17 protein-coding genes are annotated in these 18,420 nt (G+C 34.7%); 10 read left to right on the top strand and 7 right to left on the bottom strand.

Annotation, left to right across the window (positions count from 1 at the left end; all coding sequences use genetic code 11):
• Nucleotides 1-14: 14 nt before the first annotated feature.
• The gene (locus tag ACM6HU_RS02410) at nucleotides 15-1,097 is read left to right on the top strand and encodes a toxic anion resistance protein (RefSeq protein ID WP_016112940.1); all 1,083 of its coding nucleotides are present in this window, start codon (nucleotides 15-17) and stop codon (nucleotides 1,095-1,097) included.
• A 35-nt stretch (nucleotides 1,098-1,132) separates the two neighbouring features.
• Here ACM6HU_RS02410 and ACM6HU_RS02415 read toward each other — a convergent pair whose 3' ends face one another.
• A complete protein-coding gene (locus ACM6HU_RS02415; protein ID WP_016112941.1) occupies nucleotides 1,133-3,799 on the bottom strand; it encodes a cation-translocating P-type ATPase in 2,667 nt (888 codons plus the stop codon).
• A 194-nt stretch (nucleotides 3,800-3,993) separates the two neighbouring features.
• Complete coding sequence (locus tag ACM6HU_RS02420; protein WP_003194805.1) at nucleotides 3,994-4,218, bottom strand: DUF1128 domain-containing protein; 225 nt, start codon at nucleotides 4,216-4,218, stop codon at nucleotides 3,994-3,996.
• A 171-nt stretch (nucleotides 4,219-4,389) separates the two neighbouring features.
• On the opposite strand from ACM6HU_RS02420, the gene ACM6HU_RS02425 reads away from it, so the two are divergent.
• Genes ACM6HU_RS02425 through ACM6HU_RS02435 form a run of 3 tightly spaced genes read left to right on the top strand, consistent with a single transcriptional unit; the run spans nucleotide 4,390 to nucleotide 6,284 of the window.
• Nucleotides 4,390-4,854: a low molecular weight protein-tyrosine-phosphatase gene (locus tag ACM6HU_RS02425; protein WP_016112942.1), complete on the top strand. Its 465-nt coding sequence runs from the start codon at nucleotides 4,390-4,392 to the stop codon at nucleotides 4,852-4,854.
• Nucleotides 4,855-4,907: 53 nt separating this feature from the next.
• Entirely contained in the window at nucleotides 4,908-5,408 is a 501-nt protein-coding gene (locus ACM6HU_RS02430) for a DUF4075 domain-containing protein (protein ID WP_016112943.1), read from the top strand.
• Between the two features lie 6 nt (nucleotides 5,409-5,414).
• On the top strand, nucleotides 5,415-6,284 hold the full coding sequence (locus ACM6HU_RS02435) for a YihY/virulence factor BrkB family protein (protein WP_016112944.1): 870 nt from the start codon (nucleotides 5,415-5,417) through the stop codon (nucleotides 6,282-6,284).
• Nucleotides 6,285-6,465: 181 nt separating this feature from the next.
• Here the strand turns inward: ACM6HU_RS02435 and ACM6HU_RS02440 are convergent, their stop codons facing one another.
• Nucleotides 6,466-8,391, bottom strand: coding sequence for a heavy metal translocating P-type ATPase (locus tag ACM6HU_RS02440; RefSeq protein ID WP_077295036.1), 1,926 nt, complete (start codon nucleotides 8,389-8,391; stop codon nucleotides 6,466-6,468).
• Between the two features lie 269 nt (nucleotides 8,392-8,660).
• Here ACM6HU_RS02440 and ACM6HU_RS02445 point away from each other — a divergent pair, with 269 nt between their 5' ends.
• The 4 genes from ACM6HU_RS02445 (at nucleotide 8,661) to ACM6HU_RS02460 (ending at nucleotide 11,776) form a co-directional block, all read left to right on the top strand.
• Nucleotides 8,661-9,611, top strand: a complete 951-nt coding sequence (locus ACM6HU_RS02445; RefSeq protein WP_003194814.1) for a DMT family transporter — start codon at nucleotides 8,661-8,663, stop codon at nucleotides 9,609-9,611.
• Nucleotides 9,612-9,754: 143 nt separating this feature from the next.
• Nucleotides 9,755-10,435, top strand: a complete 681-nt coding sequence (locus ACM6HU_RS02450) for a lysoplasmalogenase (protein ID WP_016112947.1) — start codon at nucleotides 9,755-9,757, stop codon at nucleotides 10,433-10,435.
• Nucleotides 10,436-10,805: 370 nt separating this feature from the next.
• Complete coding sequence (gene lepB, locus ACM6HU_RS02455; RefSeq protein ID WP_003194819.1) at nucleotides 10,806-11,339, top strand: signal peptidase I; 534 nt, start codon at nucleotides 10,806-10,808, stop codon at nucleotides 11,337-11,339.
• Nucleotides 11,340-11,353: 14 nt separating this feature from the next.
• A complete protein-coding gene (locus ACM6HU_RS02460; RefSeq protein ID WP_016132363.1) occupies nucleotides 11,354-11,776 on the top strand; it encodes a hypothetical protein in 423 nt (140 codons plus the stop codon).
• A gap of 60 nt (nucleotides 11,777-11,836) precedes the next feature.
• On the opposite strand, the gene ACM6HU_RS02465 is transcribed toward ACM6HU_RS02460, so the two are convergent.
• The gene (locus tag ACM6HU_RS02465) at nucleotides 11,837-14,629 is read right to left on the bottom strand and encodes a dynamin family protein (protein ID WP_016132364.1); all 2,793 of its coding nucleotides are present in this window, start codon (nucleotides 14,627-14,629) and stop codon (nucleotides 11,837-11,839) included.
• A 433-nt stretch (nucleotides 14,630-15,062) separates the two neighbouring features.
• Here ACM6HU_RS02465 and ACM6HU_RS02470 point away from each other — a divergent pair, with 433 nt between their 5' ends.
• Nucleotides 15,063-15,659: a DedA family protein gene (locus tag ACM6HU_RS02470; RefSeq protein WP_016132365.1), complete on the top strand. Its 597-nt coding sequence runs from the start codon at nucleotides 15,063-15,065 to the stop codon at nucleotides 15,657-15,659.
• Between the two features lie 7 nt (nucleotides 15,660-15,666).
• On the opposite strand, the gene ACM6HU_RS02475 is transcribed toward ACM6HU_RS02470, so the two are convergent.
• The 3 genes from ACM6HU_RS02475 to ACM6HU_RS02485 form a co-directional block, all read right to left on the bottom strand.
• The gene (locus ACM6HU_RS02475; protein WP_003194827.1) at nucleotides 15,667-16,095 is read right to left on the bottom strand and encodes an EamA family transporter; all 429 of its coding nucleotides are present in this window, start codon (nucleotides 16,093-16,095) and stop codon (nucleotides 15,667-15,669) included.
• Nucleotides 16,096-16,234: 139 nt separating this feature from the next.
• Complete coding sequence (locus ACM6HU_RS02480) at nucleotides 16,235-16,381, bottom strand: BH0509 family protein (protein WP_026008701.1); 147 nt, start codon at nucleotides 16,379-16,381, stop codon at nucleotides 16,235-16,237.
• A gap of 152 nt (nucleotides 16,382-16,533) precedes the next feature.
• The gene (locus ACM6HU_RS02485) at nucleotides 16,534-16,950 is read right to left on the bottom strand and encodes a pyridoxamine 5'-phosphate oxidase family protein (RefSeq protein WP_016112952.1); all 417 of its coding nucleotides are present in this window, start codon (nucleotides 16,948-16,950) and stop codon (nucleotides 16,534-16,536) included.
• 187 nt (nucleotides 16,951-17,137) lie between these two features.
• On the opposite strand from ACM6HU_RS02485, the gene cax reads away from it, so the two are divergent.
• Nucleotides 17,138-18,193, top strand: a complete 1,056-nt coding sequence (gene cax / locus ACM6HU_RS02490) for a calcium/proton exchanger (RefSeq protein WP_016112953.1) — start codon at nucleotides 17,138-17,140, stop codon at nucleotides 18,191-18,193.
• The last annotated feature ends 227 nt before the right edge of the window (nucleotides 18,194-18,420 follow it).

Genomic DNA, 18,420 nt, shown 5'->3' on the forward strand with positions numbered 1-18,420 from the left:
AGGGAGAATAACACATGAATAATCCAGTCGTACTAGATTCGAAAACAGAATTAAATGAGCAAACCGCACAAGATGTTCGTTTGCAGCTAAGGCAAGATGCTGAAGTGCAACGTATTTATAATGGAGTGGATGTTAAAGATCAGCTAGAATTAATTGAGCTTGGAAAAGAACCATCCATGGAAATTTCCCGTTTTGCAGATCAAATTTTACATACAATGTCTTTATCTAAGATAGAGGATTCTGGTGAGTTGCTAAAGCAACTTGGTAAAATTATGGATAGATTTGATAGTAAAGATTTCGCGGAAGAAAAAAGTGGCTTTTTCTCTCGTATGTTCAAAAAGGCAGATAAGATGATTGAACAAATCTTTAGTAAGTATCAAACGATGGGCCGTGAAATGGACAAAGTGTACGTGGAAATTACGAAATACCAAGATGAAATGAAAAAATCAATTGGTACGTTAGATGGCTTATATGAACAAAACTTAAAATATTATTTAGACTTAGAGAAATATGTAGTAGCAGGAGAAATGTTACTAGAGCGTCTAAACACAGAACTAGTTCCAATGTATGAAGAACGCGTTCGTAACAATGATCAATTGGCAGGTATTGAATTAGAATCTTTAAGAAACTCTGTCGAAATTTTAGAGCAACGCATTGATGATTTAGAGAAGGCTCGTATGGTTGCGTTATTAACAGCACCACAAATTCGCATGATTCAGCGTGGTAATAACAAATTAATCGGTAAAATTAATACAGCGTTTATTACAACAATTCCTATCTTTAAAAATGGAATTATTCAGGCTGTGAATGCAAAACGTCAAAAGCTTGTTGCGGATTCTATGGCTGAGCTTGACCGTCGTACCAATGAACTACTTAAGAAAAATGCACAAAATATTGCAACGCAAAGTGTAGAGGTAGCGAGAATTTCTGGTTCTTCTAGTATTAAAATGGAAACACTTGAAGAAACATGGAATATTATTTCAAGAGGTATGCAAGAAACACAGCAAATTGAAGAACAAAACAAACGTGAACGTGAAGAAAGCCGCAAGCGTATGGCGGAACTTACAGAGAATATAAAAAAAGAATTACAAGGATAATGTAAAAAGGCAATGAGGAGCTCCCTCATTGCCTTTTAATTTTTCTTAAACACTTTTATCATTTCGTTTATAACAAGTGGAATAATACTTAGTAATATAACAAATCCCCAATCTTTTAAAGTTAAAGCATGTACGCCAAATATATTAGCAATCGGTGGAATTGAGATAATACATATTTGCATGAGTACACCGATAAGTAGGGAGAAAACTAAGTATTTATTTGTGAATACTCCGATTGAAAAGATTGATTTTGTACTTGATCGTAAATTGAATGAATGAACAAGCTGTGAAAAACTGAGTACGACAAACGCCATCGTTTGGGCATGTAATAAAGCATCATCATCAATTTGAGATGGGAAAAGAGGGAAGATATTTGTATCTCCTGTATATAATTTTGCCCCAACAATAAAGGCGATTAACGTGATGAATCCAATTATAATCCCGTTTAAAATAAGAAAAGAAACGCCACCATGAAACAAGCTTTTTTTTGCATCACGCGGCTTTTCTTTCATCACATCCGGGTCTTCTGGATCAACACCAAGTGACAAAGCTGGGAGCGTATCTGTGATTAAATTCACCCACAAAATGTGAATCGGACGAAGTGGGGTAGCCCAGCCGAGTAAAATAGCTAAGAAGAGTGCAATAATCTCCCCAAAGTTGCAAGAGAGTAAGAAAAGAATTGATTTTTTAATGTTGCGATAAATATTTCTTCCTTCCTCAACAGCTTTTACAATAGATGAGAAGTTATCATCTGTTAAAACCATGTCAGCCGCACCTTTAGCAACATCTGTTCCTGTAATCCCCATTGCGACCCCAATATCTGCTTGTTTCAAAGATGGAGCATCATTTACACCATCCCCAGTCATCGAAACAATATTTCCTTTTGCACGTAATGCTCCTACAATTTTAACTTTATGTTCAGGAGAAACACGCGCAAATACATTTAAATGATTAATTTCATTTGCTAGTTTTTCGTCCGAAATACGATCTAATTCTGTTCCAATCATGACTTCAGATTCTTTTTCAGCAATACCTAGTTCTTTTGCAATAGCAAAAGCGGTATCTTTATGATCTCCTGTAATCATAACGGTACGAATGCCCGCCTTTTTACATTCTGCAATAGACGCTTTTACTTCTGTTCGCGGTGGATCGATCATACCGACAAGTCCTATGAATATAAGACTTTCTTCCATGTGATCGGTGGTAACGTTTTGTGTATCATACTGTTTGAAAGCGAATGATAGTACGCGTAAAGCTTTTTGAGACATCATTTGAGCAACTTCTAATATTTCTTTTTTATCTGTTTCAGTTAATGGCTGAATTGCACCATTTATAAAAATATGAGTGCAACGAGATAAAAGTTTATCAATTGCTCCTTTTGTCATGCTGTAATAGTTTTTATCATACTCATGCAGTGTTGACATCATTTTGCGTTCGGAGTCAAATGGTAATTCGTTCACGCGTCTATGTTGATCTTCTAAAGTATCTTTTTGAAGATGAAAGGTGCTGCCGGCAATAAGAAGGGCAATTTCTGTTGGGTCACCAGTTTGTGATTCAGCCTTATAAGATGCATCGTTGCATAAAATCATATTTTCTAATAATAAGCGCTGAGCATCATTGTTTATGTTTAAGTTTTCTAGTTTATCGTATGTACGATCACTATAGAAATGAGTAACCGTCATTTTATTTTGTGTTAATGTTCCTGTTTTATCTGAACAAATAATTGTAACAGAACCGAGTGCTTCGACGGCTGGAAGTTTACGAATGATGACGTTTTGTTTAATCATACGCTGTACACCAATTGCGAGAACGATAGAGACAATAGCTGGTAATCCTTCGGGAATTGCTGCAACCGCTAAGCTAATGGCAGTCATGAACATTTCTAACGTGTCTCGGCCTTGGAAATACCCGATGAAGAACATAATGATGCAAATTGCTACAGCTACAAAGCCTAAATATTTCCCTACTTGCGCTAAGCTTTTTTGAAGTGGTGTTGCATCATCATCCGCTTCATGTAAGAGAGTTGCGATTTTTCCAATTTGAGACTTCATTCCCGTTTCAACAGCAACACCAACACCTCGTCCGTAAGTGACAAGTGTTGACATAAAGGCCATATTTTTTTGATCACCGAGTGGTATTTGTTCTTCATTTTGAAGAGAAGGATGATAAAGTGAATCTTTATCAACAGGAACGGATTCTCCTGTTAAAGCAGATTCTTCAATTTTTAAATTGGCGGTTTCAATAAGCCGTAAGTCACACGGAATATAACGTCCAGCATCAAGCATAACGATATCTCCTGGAACAACATCTTCGGACGGAATTTCTTTTAGTTCACCATCCCGTTTTACAATTGCTTTTGGCGTTGCCATCTTTTTTAATGCTTCTAAAGCTTGTTCTGCTTTCGATTCTTGAATGACACCAATTACAGCATTTAAAACAACAACGAGAGCAATAATGCTCGCATCGGCCCATTCACCAACAAAGGCAGAAATAAGAGCGGCAATTAAAAGAACATAGACGAGAACATCATTAATTTGGGAAAAAATACGTTGCCATAAAGTCCGTTTTTGTTTTGTAGTGAGTTCGTTTCGTCCATATTTTTTTAATCGAATTTGCACCATTTCGTCTGTTAGACCATGTTGTTCATTTGTTTCAAGTGCAAGTATTGCTTGATCTTTCGTTTTACTGTACCAATTGCTCATAGATAAACACCTCCGGTAAAAGCAGTTAGCAATGGTAATAAGATAAATATTAAAAAAAGAGTTTGGTGAAAAGGAAGGTCTATGGTGAAGTTCTCCTTTTATTGTACAGCATTTGGAAAATAGATGTAGAAAAGTGGAAGGGTGTCATTAATTTGTTGGAAATAAAAAAGTCCCTTTGTATAAGGGACTTTTCATTATTTTTTAATTAGCGTACCTAATTCTTCAGTAATAGCCTGCATTTCACTAATGCTGAATGTTTCACGTTTCATTACATGGTCGTAAATGTCTCGCAAATCTTCGTACATTTCTTGGTTAAAGCTTTCAGCTCTCATTGCTCCTGCGTTTACCATGCGTAACTTTTCTTTAATAGCTTCTACCATATATTCAACATTTTCTTGCGATTTTACGGATAAATCCACCGAAGTGTCCCCCTTTGAAATAACATAAAGATATCTTAACATTTTTTATCATTTTCGTTAATGAAACTTTTCAACCCTATTAAATTAGTAGGGATTTCCTTTATAATTAATAATTGGTTGTTTATACTATATGTATATATAAGAAATGAGCCAAGAAGGGAAGAAACAAATATGATTCAAGTATTGTTTGTTTGTCTTGGGAACATTTGTCGTTCACCGATGGCAGAAGCGATTTTTCGTGATTTTGTCGTGCAAGAAGGATTAGAAGATAAAATTCAAATTGATTCTGCTGGAACAGGCGATTGGCATATTGGTCATCCACCTCATGAAGGAACACAAAAAATTTTAAAAGAAAATGAAGTCTCTTTTGAAGGAATTAAAGCACGGCAAGTAGAAAAAGAAGACTTAACAAAGTTTGATTATATTATTGCCATGGACAACAAGAATATAGCAGATTTAGAAAGTTTAGGTAAATCTGGAGGCTATATTGGTAGACTGTCCGATTTTGTTCCAGACGGTGGCTGGACGGATGTTCCTGACCCTTATTTTACAGGGAACTTTCAAGAAGTATATGACCTTGTAACAGAAGGGTGTGCAAAATTGTTAGCATTCATTCGAAATGAGCAAGGAATATGAGAAAGCTTAGAAAGAAATACTTTCTAACATAAGAAATGAAAGGGTGAAGGAATATGGCAAAGAAGAATAATATAGCTCGAAACATTGCAATTGGTGTAGCAGCAGGTGTAGCTGTTTCTATGCTTAAGAAAGAAAATCGTGAAAAAGTGAAAAATACAGCAGAAAAAGCAAAATCAAAAATGATTGAAATTGGCGAGAATGCAAAAATAAAAGAAAAAGTGCAAACTGTTACAGATAAAGGACGCGAACTTGCAGATTTTAATGTAGTAAAGGCGAAGGTAGCGGAAATAAAGAAGCTAACGCCAGCTGTTGTTGGTACGTTAAAGGAAACAAAAGAAATCTTTAGTAAGAAAAAGATTGAACGAGAGGAAAAGCCAGAAACAATTGAAATTCAAGCTGTGTCTCCAAAAGCAGAAGAAGAACCGGTAGTAGCTGAAGATGGTGGTATGAAAGAAGCGCGTGAATTATTTATGAAGGACTCTAATGCAGAAGAAAAAAAAACAGAAGCATACATTGAGTTAAAGCAAGATAAAGAAGAGAAGAAAAGCGTTTAGAGAAATATGAAAAAATTTCTAGAGAAAGCAAGGGGAAATCGTGTCTATTCGTTTGGGAAAGATCTATATGACCGAACGATGCGAGATGACGTAGCGGGCCTAGCAGCACAGCTCGCTTATTTCTTCTTGCTTGCTATTTTTCCTGGACTTGTTTTTTTAATTACGCTTCTTGGATTTATTCCAATTCAAACAGAGGATGTGCTCAGTTTATTAGAGGCTTATGTGCCAGAAGATGCAATGAACTTAATTGAAGTGAACGTAGATAAAGTAGTAAATGAACAAAATGGTGGTTTATTATCGTTTGGTTTATTATCAACGTTATGGTTTGCATCAAATGGTGTAAACGCAGTTATGAATGCATTTAACCGAGCCTATGATGTAAAGGAAACGCGCTCTTTTATCGCGACGAGAGCTTTGTCTATTGTGCTTACACTAGCGATGATTTTTATGATTGTCTTCGCGTTAATTGTTCCTGTTTTTGGACAGGTAATTGGAGCAGCTGTTTTTAAAGCAATTGGTTTATCAGAAAGCTTTTCTTTCGTATGGAGTATTATACGGCTAGTAGCCAGCTTCTTAGTGTTATTTGCCTTATTTAGCTTTTTATACACATTTGCACCTGATCGAAAGTTAAAGAGAAGAGAAGTTATATCAGGGGCATTATTTGCAACGGTTGGGTGGATTGTGGTATCGTACTCATTTGCCTATTACGTGGATAAATTTGCAAATTATGCGAATACATACGGTGGTCTTGGTGGTATTATCATTTTAATGTTATGGTTCTATTTAACGGCTTGGGTCATTTTACTTGGCGGAGAAATTAATGGATTACTACATTTTTATCGAACAAGTGACAATAATTTCCGTGATGAAAAATAATTTTCTGTTCCATAATAAAGAGGAACAGGGGGGATTCAAAATGAGTAATAATAAAAAAAATCACAATAATAAAAACCAAGGTAAAAAAAATAGTAGCTCACATCCAAAACATAAAACGAGTAGCAGTGCCAATGGACATAATAGCTATCATTAAAAAAACGGGTTCCCTCTGGGGACCCGTTTAGTTATTTCTTTTTAATAAACGTAAGCCGTTTAAAATTACAAGGATTGTACTTCCTTCGTGGCCAATAACGCCAAATGGAAGAGCTAAAAATTGTAGGAAATTAGAGCAAATGAGCATTGCGATTACTGCTAATGAAAAAATAACATTTTGTTTTACAATGCGGTTCATTCGTTTTGATAAACGAATGGCCTGTGCAAGGCGAGAGAGTTCATTTTTCATTAGAACGACATCTGCTGTTTCTAAGGCAACATCTGTCCCTTCGCCCATAGCAACGCCAATACTTGATGTAGCGAGTGCAGGAGCATCGTTAATACCGTCGCCAACCATTGCCACTGTACCGTATTTTTCTTTTAGTTGTTTCACCGTTTCAACTTTTGTTTCTGGTAAGCATGATGCGTAGTATTCTTTTATGTTGCTTTCAGTCGCAATTGCTTTAGCCGTCTGTTCGTTATCACCAGTGATCATGATAGCTTCAACACCAATGCTTTGTAAATCACGAATAGCAGCAATTGTTTCCTGGCGAAGTGTATCTTTTAAAGCAATAAGTCCAAGAATTCCTTTTTCATTACTAATATAGACAACAGTTTTTCCTTCTTGTTCGAGTGTCGTAGCGATACCATTATGAAAAGTTTTTGTTTCTTCGCCAATAAAATCGGCCTTTCCAATCTTATAAGCTGTATTTTCTAAAATTCCTTTTAAGCCAAATCCAGTGACATCTTCTACACTTTCGGGTTTCGTTAATGTAATGTCATATGCATGTTTTGCGTACTTGACGATAGATTCTGCGAGTGGGTGTGTGGAATGACTTTCGATAGAAGCTGTAATATACAACACATCTTTTTCTGTTATTTCATCACGTACGTAAACATCTGTTACAGTCGGTTTTCCTTGAGTTAATGTTCCTGTTTTATCAAAGGCAATTGCCTTCACTGAGGCAAGGCGTTCTAAATGAATACCACCTTTAAATAAAATACCGCTTCGTGCGCCGTTAGAAATAGCAGATAATGTCGCTGGTGTAATCGATGCGACAAGTGCACATGGAGAAGCAACAACGAGTAAAATCATGGCACGATAAAATGTTTCGTTCCAGCTCCAATCTAGTAGGAAATGAGGAACAAACATCATTAGAGCAACGATGATAAGTACACCTTTTACATATGTTCCTTCAAATTTTTCGATAAAAAGTTGCGATGGTGATTTTTCACTTTGCGCGTTTTGAACGAGACGGATAATTTTTTGAAACAATGTTTGGTCGCTTCTTTTTGTAATTTTAACTTCAATAGCCCCGCGTAGGTTCACGGTTCCAGCGAATACTTCATCACCAAATTTTTTCTCATTTGGGATAGGCTCCCCAGTGATAGCAGCTTCATCGATATTTGTTTCACCGCTATGAATTGTACCATCTGCAGGTACGCGTTCACCTGGCTTAATTAAAATGATGTCATCAATTTCTAACTGAGCTACTGGAATACGTTCTTCTGTTCCATGTGAAATGAGCAAGGCTTCTTCAGGTTGTAAATCTAGCAGTGCTGAAATTTCTTTTTGGCTTTTACTTAATGTATAAGCTTCCATTGCACCGCTTAGTGCAAAGATAAATATTAAGATGGCACCTTCTGCCCAGTATCCGATAATAGCGGCACCAATGGCAGCGAAGAGCATTAACATTTCTACATTCAATTCTTTTTCTTCTATTGTATCTTCGATGCCTTCTTTCGCTTTCGCATATCCTCCAATTATATAGGCGAGGATATAAAAAACTATCCCAGCAGTTGTTGCTTCGTTTTTTGTGAATAACCAACCGGATAAAATGAAAACACCAGATAGGATTGCAAAGATAAGTTCATAATGCTTTTGGAATGATTGAATCCAAGATGGGTTAGACATATTCTTTTTTGATGGTAATGCTTTTACTTCTGAGTTCATTATTACTCGCTCCTTCCAAATTCTTATTGAGAAAAAGAATCAAAATCGAAATCCCCATAAAACGACGAAAGCTGCCATCCATACGGATAGCAGCATTTCTATTGAAAAATTTTATCAGTTATTATCTTGTAATTATTCTATATTATATCATATGTTTTTACTTGAGAATATGTTTTTGTTTATATATCAAATTGAAAAACTTGTTTTTTTTCTTTTCCTTTGGTATATATGAATGTTGTTCGTAAAAAGGTCGGAGAGGAAGACAATAAGTGAAGACAGAGAAATTTTTTACCCATCCAATTGGTGTGTTTGCTGCAGCGCTAGCAGCGACATTTCTATGGGGAAGCGCATTTCCTTTTATTAAACTAAGTTATGCTGAACTCGGAATTCAGCCACATGAAGTTGGCGAGCAAATATTATTTGCTGGTTATCGCTTTTTCTTATCTGGTGTGATGCTCTTATTCTTTTTTAAAGCAATAGGAAAAGATATGCATTTCAAAAAAGAAACAGGGAAGCAATTAGTGCAAATTGGTTTATTTCAAACATTTCTACAATATGTATGTTTTTATATTGGTATGAGTTACAGTTCTGGAATTGAAGGTGCTATTATTTCTGGTACATCATCTTTTTTTCAAATTTTAATTGCGCATTTTTTGTATAAAGATGATGCATTAAATATTCGAAAAGTGATCGGCGTGTCTATCGGTTTTTGTGGTGTGATTCTTGTGAATGTTCCAAGTGATGGAAGTATGGCGTTTCATTTTGGAATTGGTGAATTATTGCTTCTTGGGGCCGCGATGATGTATTCATATGGAAATATATTGGCAAAAGAAGGAAGTAAAACATTAGATGTTGGGTACATGACAGCATATCAGATGATTTTTGGATCTATCGGATTATTATGTATTGGTATTTTTCAAGTTGGATTTATGCCTTTTGTATTCAATATGAAAGCACTATCTATGTTACTTTATTTATCCTTCTTATCAGCGGCGGGGTTCTGTATATGGAATACAGTTATGAAGTATAACAAGGTCGGAAAAGTATCGATGTATATGTTCTTTATACCAGTATTTGGAGTCTTATTATCCAGCATGATTTTAGGGGAAGCAATTCATTCATTTGTTTTATTTGGATTAGCATGTGTAGCAGCGGGTATTATCGTAGTAAATCGGACACCAAATATGCAAAAAACGGAGCAAGAGAAACAAGCGGCATAAAAAGAGTAGGATTAATTTCTTTTAGTTTTAGAAAAAAGGATAGGAGTGTTCCTCTTCTTTTGAAATTTTATATGATAAAAACAGGAGAAAATAGGTTATATCACGAAGAAATATTAATATCCATTTATTGAGGAGAACATGTTATGAATGAAATTTATATATTATTAATTGGACAGGTCATTGTATTTGTTGTAGGTGCGGTTTATGCAATAGCACAGACAAAGCAAACGGGAGAAAATGAGCCTTTACCATTATTGATTCGTCTTATTCTTAGTTTTTCTTTAACTGGTGGTGCGATCTGGATTTGGTTACAAGATCCATCTGTAGAGTATCGTCAGTGGGCTGCAATTGGTATGACTTTATCTACGCTTGGTGATTTATTTATGGCAGGAATCATTCCATTTGGACATCGGTTAATCGGCGGTATGGTTACCTTTGCAATTGCGCATTGTTTTTATGTAACAGCATTTTTGCAAACAGGTATCTCATGGAATGGGTTCTGGATTGGGTTAGTAGCATACGGTTTATTTTTAATAATTGGTTGGTTCTTTTTTATTCGCAATCAAAAACAAGATAGGCTGTTTACAATTGGTGCGCTCGTATATGGTTTATGGGTTGGGGGAATGGCGTGTTTTGCATTTGCATTATACTATGCAAACAACGAAATGTGGTGGATTCCAGCGCTTGGTGGATTGTTATTTGTGATTTCTGATTTTATTATTGGTGTAACGGATATTGGTGGTCGCAAAGTAAAGTATGATCCACTTTGGATCTGGGTAACATATGTTGCTGCACAGATGTGTATTGTATATGTTGGAATATAAAAGAGGATATCTCTAAAAGTAGCTATTTAGCTACTTTTGGGATATCCTCTTTTTTGATTATATATTATGCTACGATGTTCTTTTGCTGTAAAGCGGAAAGACTATATTCGTCAGCCGCTTTATAACCTTGAGATAATAGCTCATTAATGTATATTTTGTTATAAATAAAGCAGAAAACTAAATTAGAAAATCCGAATGTAAAAGCACTTGCAATTAAGATAATTAAAAACCATTTTCAATCCCCACTGATTAAAGTTTCACTTTAGAAAATTTTATAGGTTTTATCTTATTCTTTCGGAATTTTGTGGAAATTAATAGTAGAAACTATCTATAATAAATGTAACAAAGGGAGAGGAATGAGAGATGGAAAATGAAAAAGAAAAGTCGCTTTCGTGAGCTTTTTGAAATACTAGCTATTGCGTGTTTGTTGTTTTTTTTAGTGAAAATTTTTGTGTTTTTTCCAACAACTGTGCAGGGAGCATCTATGAGGCCAACATTGCAAGATGGGGATAAAGTAATTATTAATAAGTTAGCAAAGAGATTTGAAACCTATGAGCGTGAAGATATTATTGTAGTAAAGACTGATAATTTTTATGTAAAGAGAATTATTGGGTTGCCAGGAGATGTAATTGAGATGAAAAATGATCAATTATACGTAAATCATCAAGTGCAAAGTGAACCTTATTTAGATAAAAATAAAAAACAAGCGAAACAACTTCTTATTAATTTAACTGAAGACTTTGGTCCTATTACGATTCCGAAAAATAAAATTTTTGTCATGGGAGATAATCGTTTAGTGAGTAGAGATAGCCGTAACGGCTTAGGACTGATTCATAAAACAGAAGTGCTTGGCACATTAACTGCAATCTATTATCCGTTTGATCATATGAAAATTGTGAACTAGAAAGAAGGGACAATATGGAGGATATTATTGGACACATTCTAGTAGGAGTTGGTCGCGCAGCAATTGCATTAGGTGAAATATGTGTTGATGCAGGTAAAGGGATTGTAAGAGGGACTGTTAGTATTATAAGAGTCGCTGGAGACTTTATGTTAGATGAAGTGGTAGAGCATGCATTAGAAAGATTAGCGGAACGAGAAGAACGGAAAAAGAAAAGAGTGCAGCGACACATAGAAAAACTGAAGCGGTATACATGGTTCAAGGTTTTATATGAGGATAAGCGCTGCCAGGAAATTTTAAATTATAATAAAGCATGCAGGGATGTATTAAGCAAACGTCGTTATATACATAAGTTAATTCATAAAGAAGATGAAAGAAAGAAATTTATTAAGCGTGTGAAAATTGATGCAAAGGTTAATGATGTTATTTGGGATATGTGAAATAGAATATAAGTAAAAAACCAAGCAATTGTTACAATTTGCTTGGTTTTTTGTATTTACCTAAATTGTAGGTGCCTCGTTCGTTGCTATTTTCAAAGAAGGGGCTTCATCGTTTTTTTCATTTAGCATGAATTTGTACTGCAATAACTGTAATTTAAACAGTGTTAAAGGATCATGATATGTTTCTGGATTTGTTCTTAGTTTCGTTAATGCATTTTCATCCTCATTTATTTCGAGATGTGCAGCTTCCACAGTTTGCTTTAATATGCTAAGAGGTTCTTTAAAGAACATCATAATATCACGTTCTAATGCACTTTCGAATAATTCAAATTGAAGGAAGAACTGTTCAGAAATAGTTGTTGTTACATCTGTATAGTCTTCGGTCTCGATATAATTTTTATATTTGTTGTAAAGCATGGATTGATTTTTCTGCATGTTACCGAATAGCTTTCCAGCACTTTTTAATAGAAATTGTGTTGGTGTAAAGCGTAGTAAAATATTTACATCATCAACTTTGATTCGGTTTGTCATCCTTGCAACATCGCGGCGCCAATCATCAAGTAGTTGGAAATCGCATGGTAGTTTCATACGTTCTTCTTCGTATAATTTATTAAATGTTTCACTCATTTCATCTAAATAAGATTGACTTTGAATAAATTCATTATGGACTTTTTCAATCCATTCTTGAATAGATTGAGTAAACTTAGGTAATATCATTTGTTGTAAATGTTTTTGAATTCTTTCATTCATTGCTGCATTTAATTCTTCAGGAACTTGTTTAAAGTCACTATCTTCATGAACTAAATCGGAACAGCTCTGCAATAATTCAGGAATTTGATCATGAAGATCATGTATAATTTCATCTTTCGTTAAACGATATGAGTCTGTAATAGAGCGAGTCTTATCTTTTTCAATAGCAGTCAGGTTATTAATGAAGCCATTTAATTTCACTAAAATGTGTTTATTCCAACGGATTGACCTTACTAACGTATTTTCTAATTGTACGCGTTCATTTAAGAGATACGTGATGGTCTTTTGAATAAACCATAATAGTTTTTCCGTGCGTTCGGTTTCTATATTTCTATTATTAAAGTTTGAAGTAATGGATTCTGTTAAATCACTTAGTTGCCCGCTGCTCTCCTCTAAAGATGAGTAAGGGAATACTCGTGCATTTGGAAAATGTACACGTATTTTAGACTCGGTTTTATTTAGCATTGTATTTGCTGTTTCATCACTAAAAATTGTATCGATTGTATTTAAAACAAAATGAACTTGTAAAGTCGGTATTTGTTCTCGTATGTACAGTAGTGTATCGATTTCTTCATCAAGTAAAGGCGAAGAGGTATTAAGAACATATAATAGATTATCGGTTGCATGTAAGTATTCAAGATTTGTATTTTCTTTATTGCCATTTCCATCAAAACCTGGTGTAACGATAAATGAGAATTTATTTTTTCGTAAAAACCTACATGGTAATTTAAACTCAATACATTTCTGCTCAGATTCTGATTTTGGAGGAACAGCCATCATTTCGTAAAATTCATCCAAATTGGAAGTAGTTTTTATTGTTAAATCTGTGAGTTCTGTAATTTCTGTCTGCGCATTATCTTTAAATATGATAGCGGCTCCAGGAGAATTTTTTAGTATACTTTCCCCTAATATAGAATTGATAAAGGATGATTTACTATCATCATTCGTACCTGTAACGACAACTTGTTGTACATTTAGGTCGGAAAGTTCTCGAACAAGCCATGTGAAAGAATGACCTAAGTCTACATCATTTTTTTCTGCCCATACGACAATAGTTTCAAATAAGTTTGAAACCTTGTCTAGATCAACTGTGTTATCTATTTTTGAACTAGAAAGGAGTGTTTCAGCGCTTTTTACAAGTAATGTATCAAGGCTTTTAGGTGAAATCTCATTCCATGCTAACGTTGCAGCAGAAACAAATAGAGAATGTTCTGCTTTTGTTAAGCTAAACCAATTTGTTAACAAGTCTGGAATAAGTTCCTGTAGTTCATGCATCAAGTATTGTCCTGTAATTAATTCACAGTAGGTGTCTTGATAAAGAGTAACAATTTCATCCCATGAGTCGTAAGAATCTACCTCGACGTGTAAAAAAAGGTGATTGATTGTTTGAATCCATAATAAGTAGGTTGACTCATCTTGATAGATTTTCCAAAGTGATGAGACAAGTTGCTTAAATTGAACGGAATCGATTGTATATAAAACTTTTAATGCTTCATAAAAATATTTTGGTTTCATTTGTTTTGTGAATCCTTGATTCACATAACTTGTTAAAATCTCAAACCAATGTAATGATTTCGTTCGAATTCCTTCTTGAACAGCAAGGTCAAGAGCATTGTTCCAATCCTGCTGCTTCTCATAAAAGGAACGAGCAATGGCAGTGATATTTGGATAGTCTGGTTGGAATGAAACTGCTTCACTAATGACCTTAAAAGCAAGTCCCAAACGATTTTGTTCGATGTACAGAGAAAGAAGTTGCAATGAAACTTCCATTGTCAGTGTTGTGTCTTCTGTTTGAATCGATGTATAGATTTCTTCTGCCATTGAAAGCAATCCTAATTCAAAATAAGCGTCTGCTATATTTTTTTTTGCCCATAGAGAGAGATCATTGTTTACTTTCTCCCACTTGAAGATGGCTGTTTCGAAATCTTTATGATGATAATAAACTTCTCCTTGCGCGAAACGAATGTTAGCGATATTGGAAAATTCATTTTCAGCTTCATTTACATATGCTTCCCCAAGTACTTGAGGAGATTGAACAGAATCCTGTTCAGTTAAGAATGTTTCATAGTATACCTTTTGAATCAATTGTTTTTCTATGGTCATGTTTTTTCCCCCTGTATAATTTAGAAAAATGATTTTTATGTAAAAGGATGCATAGTACTCTACACGGATGGAAGATGCATGTAATCTTTTTAAATATATGTTTACTGCCTATATCATTTTTCTTGAGAGTCAAACCGATGCTAAATGTAACTTTTCTTTATTGTAACAAAAATCACGCTTGTGAAGTCGGATTTTCTTATAATTATGAAGTGAAGTATGGATTTATCACGCTATTCGTGAACAATATGCATTCACACCTCAAGGTTCCGAAAAATGAAGATTAAAAGTAGTAAAAAGTTTCATTACAGGTAAGATGAATAGGAGTAGAGTTCATTATAAAAACGATGTATAGTGAATATGTATACCATGTTTGCTTAAAAGATAGAGAGGGTACAATATGGAATAACGATTGTGCATAGGATGTGTCATCCAAATGGAACAACATATTGGTGAGTTAATCTCACATTATGGGTATTTTGGAATTATTATAGCTCTTGCGGGTGGAATAGTAGGTCTGCCAATACCAGATGAGTTTTTGCTGACGTTTGTTGGTTATAATATTTCGAAAGGAACTATGTCAGGGACAGCTGCTTTTTTTAGTGGAATGGCTGGTGCGGTACTTGGAATTACTTTAAGTTACATACTTGGCTTAAAACTTGGACTGCCTGTATTACAAAAATATGGTCCAAAGATAGGAATTAAAGAAAAGCAAATTGAAAAAACGCATGTTTTGTTTGAAAAATATGGTCCTTTTTTAATAATGATTGGATATTTTATACCAGGAGTTCGTCATTTAACTGCATATTTTGCTGGTATGTCGAATTTAACGTTTTGGAGATTTTGTCTATACGCATACGGTGGTGCTTTCATCTGGATTAGCGTTTTTATTGGACTTGGATGGAAACTTGGAGAGAAGTGGCGCTTTGTTGAATATAGTTTGCATCATTATGGAATGTGGATTTTAATTATCTCAGTAGTAGTTGTACTTATTGTGTGGCTCTACATAAGAAGAAAAAAAACCGCTAGTTAAGCGGGTTTTAGCTGAAAGCAATGAAGAGAACACCTGCTGTAATACATACAACACCCATTCCAGTCATGAAGTTTAATTTTTCGCCTAATATAATTATTGCAAGAATAATTGAAAATACAACACTTAATTTATCTACAGGAGCAACTTGTGAAACTTTTCCTGTTTTTAAGGCGAGAAAATAAAACAGCCATGATGAGGCACCAGCTATACCACTTAAAGTGATAAATAGCAGTGCTTTTTTATTCATTAGAACGTCACCAATATTTTGAAATTTTCCTTGTATCATAATTACGCCTATCATAAATAGTGCCATGATGATTGAACGGATAGTTGTTGCCACATTGGCATCGATTCCTTCTAAACCAAATTTTCCAAAAATGGATACAAGTGCTGCAGCAATTGCTGATAATAATGCGAATAATAGCCATGAACTCATAGTAAAATTCCTCCAGTCTTGTATTATTATACATGAAAATCATTCTCAAGTATAACGGATAGCAAGAGGATGTTTTGAATATAACTATGAAAATAGTAAAGGCCCATCTAACATCTTTATGTTAGATGGGCCTTTACTATTATTCTGCAATTTCTTCATATAAAAAGTACGTTACATTATAAATGTGTTCTACTTCATCATCTGTCATAAATAAAAGCTCTTCACGCTCAATTCCCTTTTTCTTTTCAATAAACTCAATCATATTTTTCCGTTCTTCTCTTTTCATCATTTTATTTTTCCCCCCAATCTGTTTTAATACAGTTTATTTAAGTTGATACTATTATATAACAGAATCTTTAGAAAGTTCCATCTTTTTTATCTTTTTTTTGATAAGAACTTTTCGACAAAACAAGCCCTTTTAAAGGGCTTGTTTTCGAATTATAGTCGTAAAAACTCTGGTTGAGTCGTACCAGCACTATCGATGTAGTAAATTGTATTTGGATTGATCTTTATAAGTACATAGTTAGGATCTTCAGGGCCGAGTAACCAGCGTTTTAAGTTGTTGTTCCAAAATTTATTTTTTAATGTTTGCTCTTCTTCAATTGAAGCGGTGCCTTCTACTTCGATATAATCTTCATCCCATTTCTTCCCTTCTCTTCCGAGTAGCACATGTACATTTGAATTTTGTTCGATATCTACTAGCTTTTTGGAATTACGATCTGTTGCGACATATAATACAAAGTCTTCATGAAAAAACATCATAAAACAGCTATGTGGCTTATTTTCACGCATGGTAGCTAATACACCTGTTCTTTGTCCTTCAATAATAGTTGCAATTTTTTCTTTTAAATTCATTTTTTGAGCCCCTTTCTGTTATCCGTAATTGTATTCTGTGAAAACTTGTTGCTTAAAATTTTTTACACTCTTTTATACCTTTTTCTTCAATCGTATTTTTTAAACGTATTTGTGATGAAATGGGACAAGTTAGGAGAAGAATAATGATAATAGTGGGGGAAATACATACGATGGAAGGATGGAAAATATGTTTAATAAAATTTTCTTAATACTTGCACTTGCTGGTGTACCGCTTTCTATTCTTGGAAATACGTTGCATTGGCCACAAACAATTATGTTTGCTGTGTATTGCATTACAATTATTGCTCTCGCTGCTTTTATGGGAAGAGCGACAGAAAGTTTAGCTATTGTTTCTGGACCAAGAATTGGTGGGCTATTAAATGCAACCTTCGGGAATGCGGTTGAACTTATCATTTCAGTTTTTGCATTACAAGCAGGGCTAACTGAAGTCGTACTTGCTTCACTAACTGGTTCCGTTCTTGGAAACTTATTGTTAGTTGGAGGTCTTTCTTTTTTTGTAGGAGGGCTCAAGTATAAAAGACAAAGTTTTAATGTTTATGATGCAAGGCATAATTCGGCCTTACTAATATTTGCAGTTGTTGTAGCATTTGTTATTCCAGAAGTTTTTTCAATGAAGATGAGTATAGACAAAACATATCAATTAAGTATTGGGGTTTCAATCATCATGATTGTCATGTATTTAGCCGCACTATTCTTTAAACTGGTTACGCATCGTGGTGTGTATCAGCATAAAAGCGATGAAGTAGAACATGAGGAAGAGCCTGAATGGTCAAAAGGGAAAGCATTACTTATTTTAGCGATTGCAACAGCGGCTGTTGCTTATGTATCCGAGGCGCTTGTTCATACATTTGAAACGGTAGCAAAATCATTTGGATGGTCGGAATTATTTATCGGGGTTATCATTGTTGCGATTGTTGGTAACGCCGCGGAGCATGCCTCTGCAATTATTATGGCTTATAAAAATAAAGTGAATATTGCAGTTGAAATTGCAGTCGGTTCAACCTTGCAGGTTGCCATGTTCGTTGCCCCTGTTCTCATCATACTTTCGATGTTTTTTACGGTGAAAATGCCCCTTGTATTTACAATGCCGGAACTTGTGTCCATGATTACAGCGGTCTTTTTAACAATTGCAATTTCAAATGATGGAGATACGAACTGGTTTGAAGGAGGAACATTATTAGCCGCTTATCTCATTATGGGAATTGGCTTTTACTTGTTATAAAAAATTGGGATAACAATATTACGGAGAGAAAATAATAGAGATAGTTAATATATAAATCCATTTTGATTTGCAGGCATATAAGTCGCTGCTACGAAGAACAAAAGGTGACCTGCACTTGTTTTCCCTCTTTGTTTTCATTTGGCATGGGGGGACAGGAAGAGGATCTGACCGCTTTTATGCATGACCAGATGCTCTCTCCCACCTAAAAAGAAAGATTTTATGTCGGT

The sequence above is a fragment of the Bacillus sp. IT-79MI2 genome, assembly GCF_949768135.1.
Taxonomy (GTDB): domain Bacteria; phylum Bacillota; class Bacilli; order Bacillales; family Bacillaceae_G; genus Bacillus_A; species Bacillus_A pseudomycoides.